The following is a 13,655-nucleotide window of genomic DNA, read 5'->3' as shown; positions in this document are numbered from 1 at the left end:
ACCCCTTGCAGCAGGCCGCTCGGGGTGTGGGTGGCTGGAAGGTGTGCGCCGGCTACTCGGCTGCGGGGACCCGCAGGATGAGGGCGTCGCCCTGTCCACCGCCACCGCACAGTGCTGCGGCGCCGACTCCGCCGCCGCGTCGCTGCAGCTCCAGTGCGAGGTGCAGGGCGATGCGGGCGCCGGAGGCGCCGAGGGGGTGACCGATGGCGATGGCGCCGCCGTTGACGTTGACCTTCTCGGGGTCGATGCCCAGTTCGCGGGTGGAGACGATGCCGACGGCGGCGAACGCCTCGTTGATCTCGACGAGGTCGAGGTCGGTCGGGGCGATGCCCTCCTTGGCGCAGGCGGTGGTGATGGCGTTGGCGGGCTGGGACTGGAGCGAGGAGTCGGGTCCGGCGACGACGCCGTGGGCGCCGATCTCGGCGAGCCAGGTCAGTCCGAGTTCCTCGGCCTTGGCGCGGCTCATGACGACGACGGCGGCGGCGCCGTCGGAGATCTGCGAGGCGGAGCCGGCGGTGATGGTGCCGTTCCTGTCGAACGACGGGCGGAGCTTGGCGAGGCTCTCGGTGGTGGTGTCGGCGCGGATGCCCTCGTCGCTGGTGACGACGACTGGGTCACCTTTGCGCTGCGGGATGCTGACGGGAACGACCTCGTCGTCGAAGACGCCGTTCTTCCAGGCTGCGGCGGCGCGCTGGTGCGACGCGGCGGCGAAGGCGTCCTGCTCCTCGCGGGTGACGAAGCGGGTGTCGGCGTTGCGGTCCTCGGTGAGGGCGCCCATGGCCTGGTCGGTGAAGATGTCGTACAGGCCGTCGTAGGCCATGTGGTCCTTCATGGTGACGTCGCCGTACTTGAATCCGCTGCGGCTCTTCTCGAGCATGTGCGGGGCGAGGGACATCGATTCCTGGCCGCCGGCGACGACGATGTCGAACTCTCCGGCGCGGATCATCTGGTCGGCGAGGGCGATGGCGTCGACACCGGACAGGCACACCTTGTTGATGGTCAGGGCGGGAACGCTGAGGGGGATGCCGCCGGCGTGGGCGGCCTGGCGTGCGGGAATCTGGCCCGCGCCGGCGGTGAGGACCTGGCCCATGATGACGTACTGGACCTGGTCACCGCTGATACCGGCCTTCTCGAGGGCGCCGGCGATGGCGACGCCGCCGAGGTCCGAGCCGGAGAGGGTCGACAGCGATCCGAGCAGACGGCCGATGGGAGTGCGGGCGCCGGCCACGATGACGGACGTGGTGCCGGAAGGTGCGGTCATGCTGTTTCCTCACTGGTGGGGGCAGATGTGATGGTGGATGCGGCGGGGTCGATCCCCAGAGCGGTCAGAGCCATGGTGGACAAACGGTGTCGGAGCAGCGACGCGGGCACGCGGCCCATCGACTGCGGAGTGGAGTTGAGCAGACCGAACGCCGCGTGAGCCTGGACGCGAGCGTCGTCCTCGGAGCAGTCCGAGTCCAGTTCCCGCAGGGTGCGGACCCAGATCTCGACGTAGCGGCGCTGCAGCGAGCGCACCGAACGCTGGGCGTCGGTCGGCAGGTTCGCGAGATCGCGGAACTGGATCTCGATGAGGCGCGGCGAGGTCATGGCGAAGTCGAGGTGGAACGCGACCAGTTCGTGCAGCGTCGGCAGCGGTGCCGACCGTCGCGCCAGGACCTCTTCCCCACCGGCGTGAAGGTACTCGGAGATTCCCACCAGCAGTTCGACGAGGACGGCTTCCTTGTTCGGAAAGTGGCGATATACGGCGGGACCGCTGATCCCCACCGCGGCGCCGAGGTCCTCGAGTCGTAGACCGTGGTACCCGCGCTCCGCGACGAGGACGGCGGCGGCGTCGACCAGTGCGCTGCGGCGCTCGGCCTTCATCCGTGAACGTTCGGTGGACGCGGAGCCCGCCGCGATACGGTTCACCACCCGGGCCTCCCACCTGTCGTCGGTCGCGAGCAGCCAGTTTACCGTATTCGGTTAGTGACCATTCACTTGGTGACCGCGCTCTCTTCGCGGGATTTCCGCGATGCGCGCCCGTCGGCGGCGGTACATTCATTCCGTCCATGTCGGTCGGGGTCACGAGAGAGGCAGCATGGTCTCGATGCCCTCGCCGACCCGTTTTCTCGTGGTCGGTGCGCTCGCGATCGCCGTGTACGCGACGCTTCCGCCCGGCGTGGTGTCCAGCGTGCTGTACTGCGTCATCGCCGTGGGTGCGGTGGCGTCCATTCCTGTCGGCATCCGCGCACACCGCAAGGTGAGCACCCATTCGTGGTGGATCGTCGCGTCGGCGCTGTCGTTCTGGGTCGTCGGCGACATCGCGATCGCGGTGATGGAGAACTCGGGCGGCGGCGTACCTCTCCCGTCGGTGGCGGACGCCGCCTACGTCCTGGGGTACCTCCTCATCGTCGTGGCCCTGCTGTCGGTCCGCAGTTCGGGGACCCCGATGCTGAGTCCGGCGGACGGACTCGAAGCCGCGATCATGACCGCGGGGGTGGGTCTCGCGTCCTGGGTCGTGGTGTCCGGTCCCCGAGGCGAGCGCGTGCCCGACGCCGGAACGTGGCTCGGCATCTTCTACACCGAGATCGACGTCTTCCTGCTGGTACTGCTCGTCTTCGTCGTGCTGAAGCGACGCGCGGGCTCCACCACCCACTGGCTGCTGGGTGCGGCCACGGCACTGATGGTGGTCGCCGACTACACCTCGTACGTGGTGGTCGCGGACGGTCCCGCCGAGAGCACGATCCTCAACGTCTGCTGGCTCGCGTCCTACGTGCTCTTCGGTGCGGCGGCGTTGCGACACGACGAGCGTCCGCGTGTCAGCACCATCAGTCGTGCGCAGACGGGGATGGCTCGACTGATCCTGCTGACCTCGGCCGTGGCGATGACGCCGGTCGTCATGAGCATCGAACTGATGCGCGGCACTCCGGTCACTCGCTGGGGGCCCGCGGTGGTGATCGCCGCCTCGATCATCGTCGTCCTCGGCGCCGTGCGGATGACCTCGTTCCTGACACTGCTGCAACGACAGTCGCGGGCACTGCGCCTTGCGGCCGACACCGATTCCGTCACGGGACTGGCGAACCGCGGCCGGCTCGGGCGCCGGCTGCACGAGATCCTCGGTCCGGAGGGCCGCGACGGAGTGGCCCTGGTGCTGGTGGATCTCAACCGGTTCTCCGACATCAACCAGACCTTCGGCTACGCGGTGGGAGATCAGGTGCTCACCGAGATCGGTCGCCGACTCGTCGACACGGTGGACTCGTCGGCGACGGTGGGACGTCTCGGGGGTGACGAGTTCGCCCTCGTCCTGCCGGGCCCCGTCGACAGGCACGACGCCGTGGCGGTCGCGATCGCTGCGCAACGCGCGGTCGGGGCCCCGCTCGAGGTGCGGGACATGAAGCTGACGCTGGAAAGCAGTGTGGCCGTGGCACTGTCGACCGACACGCCGCACCCACGATCCGAGGAGCTGGTGCAGCGGGCGTACGCCGCCGTGGTGGCCGCGAAGTCCCGGCAACCGCGACTGGCCGTCTACGACCACACGATGGACATCGACAGGATCGATCAGCTCCGGAGGATGGGCGAGTTGGAGGACGCCATCACGGGAGGTGAGCTCGAGGTGTTCTTCCAGCCCCGCCTCGACCTGCGCACCGGAGCCGTGTCGGGAATGGAAGCCCTTCTGCGGTGGCGACATCCGCGCGAGGGGCTGCTGCTGCCGGCCGCGTTCCTGCCGAGTGCGGAGCAGACCGGCATGCTCCCGGCCGTCACCTCGTTCGTCATCGACACGGCGATGGCCGCGTGCCGACGCTGGCGGCTGGCGGGACTGGACATCGACGTGGCCGTCAATCTCTCCGTCCGGGATCTCGTGGACTCCTCCCTGGCGTCCCGAGTGCGAACGGCTCTGGACGACCACGGCCTTCCCGGGCACGCCGTCGTCTTCGAGGTCACCGAGTCGTCCGCGATGACCGATCCCGAACGATCCATCGACACGCTCGAAGCGCTTCGCGCGCAGGGAGTCTCACTCTCCATCGACGACTTCGGCACGGGGTACAGCTCCTTGACGTACCTGGCGTCGCTTCCGGTGCAGCAGCTGAAGATGGACCGGTCCTTCGTCACCTCGCTCGCGTCGGACTCCGCCAACCTCGCGATCGTCCGATCCACCATCGCTCTCGCGCACAGCATGGGTCTGCACATCGTGGCCGAGGGCGTCGAGGACGAACACACCCTCGACGTGCTGCGCGGACTCGGATGCGACGCGGTGCAGGGCTTCCACATCGCGCGGCCGGTTCCCGCGGGCGACGTCGTGCGCACGGTGAAGGCCGTGAACTCTGCAGTGGGCGCCGCTCGTACTGCTGTGTGACCCAGCGCACCGGCGACGGCGGGTTCTTTGTAACCTGAGGCCCGAGTCGACTCGCACCACCCCTCGACCGTCGACCGGCGAAAGGACAGTCCGTGCGCGCAGTGCAGGTGACCACCCTCGAAGGCCCCGAAGCCCTCACCCTCACCGATCTCGACGAGCCCACCGGCGACGGCGTGGTGATCGACGTGCGTGCGGCCGGCGTGGCCTTCCCCGACGCACTGCTCAGTCGTGGGCTCTACCAGTACAAGCCGGACCTGCCGTTCGTGCCCGGAAGCGAGGTCGCCGGTGTCGTGCGGTCCGCGCCCGAGGGCTCGGGATTCGCGCCCGGTGACCGAGTGGCGGCGCTGACCGGATTCGGCGGCGGTATGGCCGAGGTGGCGGTGGCGACCCCCGACCTCGTCTTCGCGCTGCCCGACGCCGTCTCGTTCGAGGCCGGTGCGGGACTGCTCTTCAACGATCTGACGGTGCACTTCGCCCTCCGCGAGCGCGGACGTCTGGCCGAGGGCGAGACCGTCCTGGTCCACGGCGCCGGTGGCGGCATCGGGACATCGACGCTGCGACTCGCCCCGGTACTGGGAGCGTCACGCACCATCGCTGTGGTGAGCAGCGAGGCCAAGGCCGAGGTCGCTCGCGCCGCGGGCGCCACCGATGTGGTGATGCTGCAGGGCCCGAACGGCGAGGGCTGGAAGGACACGGTCAAGGAACTCACCGGTGGCCGCGGAGTCGACATCGTCATCGACCCCGTCGGCGGGGATCGCTTCACCGACAGCATCCGATCGCTGGCGCCTGCGGGTCGACTCGTGGTCATCGGCTTCACCGGTGGCGACATCCCGACGGTCAAGGTCAACCGACTGCTGCTGAGCAACGTCGAGGTCGTCGGCGCCGGATGGGGTGCGTGGTGGATGAGCCGGCCCGGTTACACGACGACGCAGTGGGCCGAGCTCGAGCCGCTGTTCGCCTCGGGCGCGCTGGTGGCGCCGGAGCCGGTGGTGTACCCGCTCGACAAGGCCGGCGAGGCCATCGCATCCCTCGAGAACCGGACCGCCACAGGCAAAGTCGTGGTGACGCTGCAGTGAGTGATGCCTATCGGGACGGTCTCGCGGTCCGCCGCGAGGTGATGGGCGATACCTTCGTCGCGGCCGCCCTCGAGAACAGCACGGGCACCGACTCGGAAGCGTTGCAACGCCACGTCACCGAGCACGTGTGGGACGCCGTGTGGAACAGGCCGGGCCTCGACCGACGGAGTCGGAGCCTGCTGAACATCGGCATGCTGATCGCCCTCCGGGCCGAGCAGGAGCTCGGCGGGCACATCCGGGGCGCACTCACCAACGGTCTGACCCGCGAGGAGATCGTGGAGTCCGTGGTCCACGCCAGTGGCTACTGCGGCGCGCCGGCGGCGCTCGCAGCGATGCGGGTGGTGCAGCGAGTACTCGACGAGGAGCTGGGTCCGCTCGAGTAAGGTCGGGACATGCGTATCGGTGCACACGTCCGCAACTCGGAGAACCCGCTCGGCGAGGCCGAGGATCTCGACGTCGACCTGGTGCAACTGTTCCTCACGGACCCGCAGAAGTGGAACAAGCCCGTCGTCGGTTCGGGGTTGGAGGCGGTCCGGGACAGTGCGGTCGACATCGTCGTCCACTCGTCCTACGTCATCAACGTCGCGAGCCTGAACAACCGCATCCGCATCCCGTCCCGCAAGGCCGTCGCGCAGCAGGCCGACGTGGCCGCAGAGATCGGTGCTCTCGGGTTGGTGGTCCACGGTGGACACGTTCGCGACGGGGAGGATCCCGCCGAGGGAGTGGCCAACTGGCGCAAGCTGTTCGAACGGCAGGCGGAGTCCGGTGGATTCGCGGTTCCGATCTGGATCGAGAACACCGCCGGCGGCGACTTCGCGATGGCGCGGCGCTTCGACGCCATCGCTCGCCTCTGGGACGCCGTCGGGGAGTTCGGAGCAGGGTTCTGCCTCGACACGTGCCACGCCTGGGCCGGCGGCGAGGACCTCGTGGACGCCGTGGAGCGCGTCAGGGCGATCACCGGACGCATCGACCTGGTGCACCTGAACAACTCTCGCGACGAGTTCGATTCGGCTCGCGACCGTCACGCCAATCTCGAGAGCGGCGAGATCGAGGCCGAGGTGCTGGCCGCCGTCGCCGCCGCGGCGGACGCTCCGGTGATGCTGGAGACGCCCGCCGACGGCATGAAGGACGACGTCGCGTACCTCCGCTCGGTCTGAGTCAGACCGCGTCGGCGAGTACCGGCTTCTCGGACCGGACGCTCGCGAGAGCGAGCAGCGCGATGGTCGCGCCACCGGTCATCGCGATGGCCATGGCCGGGCCGTCGTTGCCGAGGACGCCCACCAGGGGCGCGATGAGCGCACCGATGCCGAACTGCGCGGCACCCAGCAGAGCGGCGGCGGTGCCGGCGGCCTCACCGTGGCGTGACAGGGCGAGCGCCGGGGAGTTGGGCATGACGAAACCTGCCGACGCCAGCACGAACAGCACGGGCACCATGAATCCGACGATGCCGCCGAATCCGGTGGTCGTGGTGACGATGAGGGCGGCGCCGGACGCTGCCATCGCGACCAGTGCCACGGTGACGATCCGCTGCGGGGTGAAGCGCTGCAGCGCCAGGACGTTGAGTTGCGACGCGCTGATCAGTGCGACGGCGCCGATGCCGAACACCAGGGCGAACTGCTGCTCGCCGAGTCCGTAGCCGTCCTGCAGCACGAACGAGCTGCCGGAGATGTAGGCGAACAGCGCGGACATACCGAGGCCGGCCACGAGAACGAGAACCACGAACCGTCGGTCGCCGAGCAACGATCCGTAGGTGCGCAGGACGGGCAGGAACTCGTTGGGTCGACGACGCTCCTCGGGGAGCGTCTCCTTCAGCAGGAACATCGCCACGAGCATGAGGGCGGCACCCACGACCGCGAGCCCGGCGAACACGCCGCGCCACGACCCGTGGATGAGGACGAGGCTGCCGAGGCTGGGTGCCACGATCGGCGCGACGCCCATGACCAGGACCAGACGCGACATCACGGTGGCGGCGGCCCTGCCGTCGAACAGGTCGCGGACGATGGCGATCGCGATGACCATGGCGGCGGCGGCACCGAAGCCCTGCAGGGCTCGGGTCACACCCAGGACGCCGACGGTCGGAGCGATCATGCACAGGAGCGACGCGACGATGTGGATCATCGTTCCGGCGATGAGGGGCCGTCGACGTCCCAGGGAGTCCGAGAGCGGCCCGATCACCAGCTGTCCCACGGCCAGTCCGATGAGGGTGCCGGTGAGGGTGAACTGCACCGCGGCATCCGTGGACCCGAGGTCCTCGGTGATCGCGGGCAGCGCCGGGAGGTAGACGTCGATCGTGAGCGGCCCCAGCGCGACGAGGGCGCCGAGAACCAGGATGGTGCGAAGCCTGGAGGGTGCGGCCGGCTGGTCGGAGGTACCGACTGCCGTGCCGGGAGTCGCCGAGGTGGTGCGGGAGTCTGTCGTCACCCGGGGTGCAGCACCGTGCGGCCGCGATGTGTTCCCGATCCGTGTGACGGTCAGGTGAACTGTCGGCGATGCGTGAGGTGCGGGACTGTCGGAACGGGGGACTCCCCGCGGTCCAGCGCAGCCACCAGAAGGTCGGCCCACCGCATCAGGCCCGCGATGTCGATGTCGTGGGGTGCGTCGGCGTACGTCCCGATGCGATCACGTCCCTGCGTCAAAAGCGAGGTGGCTCCCACGCTATTCCCCCGCAGCAGGTGGGTGAGACCGACGGCGAGCTGGGCCAGGCCCTGCCACAGTGCACGTTCCCCTGGCGTACTGATCTTCCACGTGCCTTCGAGGATCTCGTGCGCGTGGAAGGGCATGCCGTCGTCGAGGAGTTGCTGGGCACGGACCAGGGACTCGACCGGCGGGAGCTGGACGTCGTCCGGAATGCGCTCGACGCCCTCGGCTCCGCGGGGCAGGGGACGTCCGAGCCCGTCGCGGGGCCGGCCGTTCTGCGGCCGGCCCTCGGGGTTGCGCTCTCGTCTCGGCGTGACCACCGAGACGACGCTACTCGCCGACCTTGTCCGACAATGCGGTCAGACGGTCGAGCTCGTCGGCGGTCAGCGACAACGTCGGGGCGTCCGTCAGGGACGCGAGCTGTTCGAGACGGCTCGCGCTGGCGATGGGTGCCACGATGCCGTTGCGGGAGAGCAGCCACGCCAGTGCCACGGTGGGGATCGCGGAGCCGTGAGCGTCCGCGATGTCGGCGAGCGCCCCGACGACCTCGAGGCCGGCGTCACTGAAGTAGCCGGACGTCATCGCTGCACGGGGTGTGCCCTCGATGTCCTCGCGCGTGCGGTACTTGCCCGTCAGGAAGCCCGAGGCGAGCGCGAAGTACGGGAAGACGCCCAACTGATTCTTCTCGGCGACCTCCATCAGCTCCGGCTCGTAGCTGCGGCGATGCACCAGGTTGTAGTGCGGCTGCAGCGCCACGGGTGCGTCGAACCCCTCGCGCTGTGCGATGTCGATCCACTGCCGCGCGCGCTCCGCCGTGTAGTTGGAGACACCGACGTACCGCACTTTGCCGGCCTTCACGAGTGCGTCGAAGGCGGCCACCGTCTCCTCGAGCGGGGTGTCCGCGTCATCGAAGTGTGCGTAGTAGAGGTCGATGCGATCGGTCTGCAGGCGCTGCAACGACGCGTCGGCCGCGGCAGCGATCGTGCCCGCGGCCAGACCCTTGAACTGCGGGTGCTGGCTCACCTTGGTGGCCAGGACGACGTCGTCGCGCCGGCCCGTCGAGGTGAACCAGTCCCCGATCACCGTCTCCGACTCGCCGCCCGAGTTGCCGGGGGCGAAGGCGGAGTACGAGTCCGCGGTGTCGATCAGCGAACCACCGGCTCCGAGGAAGGCCTCGATGATGCGGTGCGAGTCCGGCTCGTCGCTCGTCCATCCGAAGGTGTTGGCACCGAGTGCGAGCGGGAAGACGTCCAGGTCCGAGGTTCCGATACGAGTCATGTTCGGTGCAACACCTGTGAGCCGTCGCTATTTCCGCCCGGCACCGGGTGAGAGGCGTCCGTCAGGACAGCGCCGCCGTGCTGACGCCGATGCCGCCCGTGGTGTCGGCGCCGTATCGAGCGATCTCCGCGTCGAGGTCCAGCGGAGCGATGCTGGAACGACCGTGGAGGACGGCGTCGTCGATGCGGTCCGCGGGAACGAGCCAGGCGATCTCGAACTCGATGCCGTCGGGATCCTGGCCGTAGAGACTCTTCGACGTCGAGTGATCGGATGCGCCGACCAGTGCGCCCGCGGTGGCCAGCTTCTCCCGCAGGTCGACGAGATCGGACAGCGTCTGCACCTCCCAGGCCAGGTGGTAGAGCCCGACGGTGCTGCGGCCGGCCGGGGACGCGCCCGCTCCGTCGCCGACGGAGAACAGGCCGAGGTCGTGGTCGTTCGTGCTGTCCGGCGCCTGCACGAACACGGCGCGATCGCCCATGGACATGACGACGCGGAAACCGAGCACGTCCGAGTAGAAGCGTGCGCTGCGCTGGGCGTCGCGCACGTAGAGCACGGCGTGGTTCAGACGGGAGATGGCCATCGGATGTCCTTCGGGTCGGGTTGACTTGAAGCTTCAACTTAAAGTCTACGCCACGTGTTCCCGCAGCTGTGTGAACACAGCCTGCGTGAACCGAACACCCGCTCCTGCGTGCGGGAGATCGTGTGGGCTCACCAGTACCTGTGTGCACACACCTCGCAGCGTCCGTCAGTGATGGCGGTGGTCGGTGACCACGGTGCGCGGACCGAACTTCGGGCGCAGGGCCGTTCCGCTGACCTCGAGCAGACGTACCGCGCGATAGCGGTGCGGCCGGATCGGCGCCAGGTACTCGAGCATCTCGTCGTCCGTCATCGGTGCCCCCGTCAACGTCCATCCGATCACCGACGCCAGGTGGTAGTCGCCGACGGACAGAGCGTCCGCATCTCCCAGCGCCCGTTGCATCACCTCGGCCGCGGTCCACACGCCGATTCCGGGAACGTGGCGCAACCGGCGCTCGGCATCCTCCCTCGTCATGGACACGATCGGTTCGAGCTTGTCGGCCAGGGCGGCGCTCCGCACGATCGTCTTGGAGCGCTTCGGATCCACGTTCGCCCGGTGGAACTCCCAGGACGGCACCCGCCGCCAGACCTCGGCGGGCGGCGGTACCCGCATTCCCGCGGGCGCCGGTCCCGGTGCCGGCTCGCCGAACTTCGAGAGCAGGTAGCGCCATGCCGCGAAGGCGGCGACCCCGTGCACCTTCTGCTCCAGAACGGCCGGGACCAGCGCCTCCATGACCTGCCCGGTGCGGCCGATGCGCAGATGGGGAAATCGACGATGCGCCTCCGCGAGGATGCGGTGCTCGGGCGCGAATCCGTCGGCGTCGTCCTCCATGCCCACGAGCCCCGGAAGAGAGTCGAGGAACTCCGCGGAGCCGGCGCCCCAGGCCTCGCAGGTCACCTCGAACCGGTCCACCTGGCGCAGGCGATACGTCACCGGCCCCGTGCGAAACCGTGAGGTGCGCCAGATGGATCCGTCGGCCTCCACCCGATGGGCGGGATCGCCCGCTCCGCGGCGGTGTGGCGACAACGAATACCGCAGGGCGAGTGGGCGATCCGAGGTGAGCGTGATCTCCACCGCGCCGCCGCGGGAAGTGTGTCCGGGGTCGAGCACGGGAAACGAGCTAGCCGACACGGACGAGGGTGCGACCGATGGTGGCCCCGTCGCGCAGGGAGTCGAGCACTCCCGCCACCTCGTCGAGAGTCACCTCGGTGGTGACCTCGGCGAGCCGACTCGGGCGCAGGGAACCGGCCAGGTCGATCCACAGGGTGCGTCGGGCCTCGATGGGCAACTGCACCGAGTCGATGCCCAGCAGGGCCACTCCCCGGAGAATGAAGGGCAACACCGTGGTCGAGAGCCCGGCTCCCCCGGTGAGCCCGCTGGCGGCGACCGCGCCGCCGTACCTCGTGGTGCTGAGTACGTGCGCGAGGGTCTTGCCGCCGACACAGTCGACCGCGGCGGCCCAGTGCGCCTTCCCGAGGGGACGCGGCGCCGCGTCGGGGTCCTCGGGGAGGCGGCCGATGATCGAGGACGCGCCGAGTGTAGTCAGCAGGTCGTGTGCCGACTCCTTGCCGGTGGAGGCGACCACCTCGAACCCGGCCTGCGACAACAGGTCCACGCTGACACTGCCGACCCCGCCGCTCGCTCCGGTGACCAGTACCGGACCGTCGGACGGGGTGAGGCCACGCGCCAGCAGGGCCTGCACGCTGAGTGCGGCGGTGAAGCCCGCGGTGCCGATGGTGGCGGCGTCGGCCGTCGACAGTCCCTCCGCGAGCGGCACGACCCACTCGGCCGGAACGCGCGCGTACTCGGCGTAGCCGCCGTGACGTCCGGTGCCGATCTCGTAGCCGTGTGCCACGACGCGGTCACCGACCGACAGCCCGTCGGACGTCGAGGAGACCACCACACCGGCGAGGTCGATGCCGGGGACGATGGGGTACTCCCGCACCACTCCGCCCTTCGGGGTGACGGCCAGGGCGTCCTTGTAGTTGGCGCCCGAGTACTCGACGCGGACGACCACCTCGCCCTCCGGCAGGAACGACAGGTCGACCGTCTCGGACGTCAGATCCACACCGTCGTCGGTCTGCCGGGCGACCAGGGCGCGGAAGTTCTCCGGGATCTCGGTGGCGGATCGATCGTCGGTCGGCGAGGTCACGTGGCGTCTCCCTGTGTCGGTCCAGATCGAGGTCTGGGCTGATGGTTCACGTTCGAGAGTAGGCCGAGCCGTGGACAGGGTGTGCGCTCGGCGCGGGACCACGGAATTGTCGGTCCTCGGCCGTACTGTCTCGAGGGTGATCATCGTGAGTACCGACGGTTCGTGCCTGAAGAACCCCGGCGGGGCCATCGGCTGGGCCTGGGTCGACCACACCGGCCCGTCCGCCTCCGGCGGAGAAGCGTCCGGCACGAATCAGATCGCCGAGCTCAGGGCGTTGTACGAGGCCGTGGCCGCGCATCCGGGTCCGGAGCCGATGCTCATCGAGTCGGACAGTCAGTACGCCATCAAGTGTGCGTCGGAGTGGCTCGCCGGATGGAAGCGCAAGGGCTGGCGAACGTCCACGGGTGGGCCGGTGCGCAATCTGGAACTGGTCCGCGCGATCGACCGTGCCATCACCGAGCGCGAGGGTCCGGTGCGGTTCCGCTGGGTCCGCGGACACGTGGGCAACCAGTTCAACGAGATGGCGGACGAGCTGGCAGGAATCGCTGCACGGGCGATCCGAGACGGTTCGCTGACGCCGTGCGAGCCGGTCGGCGCACAGGAACCCGTCACGCTCTTCTAGAGCAGAGGCTCATTCCTGGCGAGCGGTCTGCTTGTCGTCCTTGTCGCCGGCGGTCACGTCGCGCGGACTCGGGGCGGGCAGATCCTTGCCCTCGTCCACGGCGGCTTCACTCCGATCGAGGGTCGGCGCCGGCTCGGCCTCGGCATGGTTGTCGAACTCGCGCACGGCCTCGTCACGTTCGTCCGGACTCTGTGCAGTGTCCGCACCCGTGCCCTTGGATTCCTCGCGCGGGTCGATGGATGCGGTGTCGACGGGCTCGTTCACGGAATCACTCATGAGCACCGGTGTGCCCGATCCACCGCGCGGTCAACCCTTCCGCACCTGTCACGGCGTCGGAGCGGGCGTCAGGGTCACCGAGAACTGGTTCTCCAGATTGTCCGTGAACTGCTGCTGGCACTGCTCGACCCGTGTCGCGTCGCCACCGGCGTCGCTGAGGCAGGTCGCGAGGTCGCCGACTCCCACCTCGTTGAACACCCACACGGTCAGGGCGATGAACACCGCGCCTCCGATGATGCCGAGGACACCCAGCACCAGTCCCGTCGTGGCGACGCCGCCGTTCGTGGCTTCGCGGCGCTTGACTCGGCCGCGGCCGAGCACGCCGAGAACCACGGCGATGATGCCCAGGAAGATGCCGAATCCGAAGGTCCAGAAGGCCAGGATCGACAGGATGCCGAGAATGAGCGCCGCGATTCCCACGCCGTTCTTCGGGCTGACCGGGGGCTGGCCGTAGCCGCCGTCGTAGCCGCCGGGTGGTGGGTACTGCCCGCCCGAACCGGGCTGCTGACCGTACTGAGGCTGCTGACCGTACTGAGGCTGCTGGCCGTACGGCGGTTGCCCGCCGTACTCGGGCTGCTGGCCGTACTCGGGCGTGGGACCGCTCACTGGTCTCTCCTGACGGGCGACTCGGCTGGTGTCTCGCACTGTAGCGCCGGACGGCACCTTCGGCGTGGGTGCGTGATCGCACCGTTACCGCAGGTGTC

General features: G+C 69.2%; 15 protein-coding genes. 5 read left to right on the top strand and 10 right to left on the bottom strand.

The window, feature by feature from the left end:
- Nucleotides 1–52: 52 nt before the first annotated feature.
- Entirely contained in the window at nt 53–1,261 is a 1,209-nt protein-coding gene (locus HQ306_RS15130) for an acetyl-CoA C-acetyltransferase (RefSeq protein WP_222632311.1), read from the bottom strand.
- The gene (locus HQ306_RS15125; protein ID WP_051613430.1) at nt 1,258–1,863 is read right to left on the bottom strand and encodes a TetR/AcrR family transcriptional regulator; all 606 of its coding nucleotides are present in this window, start codon (nt 1,861–1,863) and stop codon (nt 1,258–1,260) included. Before HQ306_RS15125 ends, HQ306_RS15130 begins: the two co-directional genes overlap by 4 nt.
- Before the next feature lie 223 nt (nt 1,864–2,086).
- Here HQ306_RS15125 and HQ306_RS15120 point away from each other — a divergent pair, with 223 nt between their 5' ends.
- The 4 genes from HQ306_RS15120 to HQ306_RS15105 all read left to right on the top strand — a co-directional run bounded on the left by HQ306_RS15120 (nt 2,087) and on the right by HQ306_RS15105 (nt 6,566).
- Nucleotides 2,087–4,333, top strand: coding sequence for a bifunctional diguanylate cyclase/phosphodiesterase (locus HQ306_RS15120; protein ID WP_222632309.1), 2,247 nt, complete (start codon nt 2,087–2,089; stop codon nt 4,331–4,333).
- Between the two features lie 92 nt (nt 4,334–4,425).
- On the top strand, nt 4,426–5,409 hold the full coding sequence (locus tag HQ306_RS15115; RefSeq protein WP_027506074.1) for an NADPH:quinone oxidoreductase family protein: 984 nt from the start codon (nt 4,426–4,428) through the stop codon (nt 5,407–5,409).
- Nucleotides 5,410–5,450: 41 nt separating this feature from the next.
- A complete protein-coding gene (locus HQ306_RS15110) occupies nt 5,451–5,792 on the top strand; it encodes a carboxymuconolactone decarboxylase family protein (RefSeq protein ID WP_051613431.1) in 342 nt (113 codons plus the stop codon).
- 9 nt (nt 5,793–5,801) lie between these two features.
- Nucleotides 5,802–6,566, top strand: coding sequence for a deoxyribonuclease IV (locus HQ306_RS15105; RefSeq protein WP_222632307.1), 765 nt, complete (start codon nt 5,802–5,804; stop codon nt 6,564–6,566).
- 1 nt (nt 6,567) lies between these two features.
- Here the strand turns inward: HQ306_RS15105 and HQ306_RS15100 are convergent, their stop codons facing one another.
- From HQ306_RS15100 to HQ306_RS15075, 6 genes are all read right to left on the bottom strand, one after another.
- Entirely contained in the window at nt 6,568–7,830 is a 1,263-nt protein-coding gene (locus HQ306_RS15100) for a multidrug effflux MFS transporter (protein WP_222632305.1), read from the bottom strand.
- A gap of 50 nt (nt 7,831–7,880) precedes the next feature.
- Entirely contained in the window at nt 7,881–8,366 is a 486-nt protein-coding gene (locus HQ306_RS15095) for a DUF309 domain-containing protein (protein WP_222632303.1), read from the bottom strand.
- A gap of 10 nt (nt 8,367–8,376) precedes the next feature.
- On the bottom strand, nt 8,377–9,324 hold the full coding sequence (locus tag HQ306_RS15090) for an aldo/keto reductase (RefSeq protein WP_222632301.1): 948 nt from the start codon (nt 9,322–9,324) through the stop codon (nt 8,377–8,379).
- Nucleotides 9,325–9,385: 61 nt separating this feature from the next.
- Nucleotides 9,386–9,904 (bottom strand): VOC family protein, encoded by a 519-nt coding sequence (locus tag HQ306_RS15085; protein WP_027506079.1) that lies wholly within the window; start codon nt 9,902–9,904, stop codon nt 9,386–9,388.
- Nucleotides 9,905–10,069: 165 nt separating this feature from the next.
- Entirely contained in the window at nt 10,070–11,011 is a 942-nt protein-coding gene (locus HQ306_RS15080) for a DNA-3-methyladenine glycosylase (RefSeq protein ID WP_051613416.1), read from the bottom strand.
- Between the two features lie 10 nt (nt 11,012–11,021).
- Entirely contained in the window at nt 11,022–12,053 is a 1,032-nt protein-coding gene (locus HQ306_RS15075) for an oxidoreductase (RefSeq protein WP_308115519.1), read from the bottom strand.
- A gap of 136 nt (nt 12,054–12,189) precedes the next feature.
- On the opposite strand from HQ306_RS15075, the gene HQ306_RS15070 reads away from it, so the two are divergent.
- Nucleotides 12,190–12,675 (top strand): ribonuclease H, encoded by a 486-nt coding sequence (locus tag HQ306_RS15070; RefSeq protein ID WP_027506082.1) that lies wholly within the window; start codon nt 12,190–12,192, stop codon nt 12,673–12,675.
- A gap of 9 nt (nt 12,676–12,684) precedes the next feature.
- Here HQ306_RS15070 and HQ306_RS15065 read toward each other — a convergent pair whose 3' ends face one another.
- Entirely contained in the window at nt 12,685–12,951 is a 267-nt protein-coding gene (locus HQ306_RS15065; protein ID WP_056695702.1) for a hypothetical protein, read from the bottom strand.
- 48 nt (nt 12,952–12,999) lie between these two features.
- Nucleotides 13,000–13,557 (bottom strand): DUF4190 domain-containing protein, encoded by a 558-nt coding sequence (locus HQ306_RS22640; RefSeq protein ID WP_235578862.1) that lies wholly within the window; start codon nt 13,555–13,557, stop codon nt 13,000–13,002.
- Between the last annotated feature and the right edge of the window lie 98 nt (nt 13,558–13,655).

This window comes from Rhodococcus sp. BP-160 (genome assembly GCF_019836205.1).
Classification (GTDB): domain Bacteria; phylum Actinomycetota; class Actinomycetes; order Mycobacteriales; family Mycobacteriaceae; genus Rhodococcoides.
This window is presented reverse-complemented; position numbering and strand designations above follow the sequence as displayed.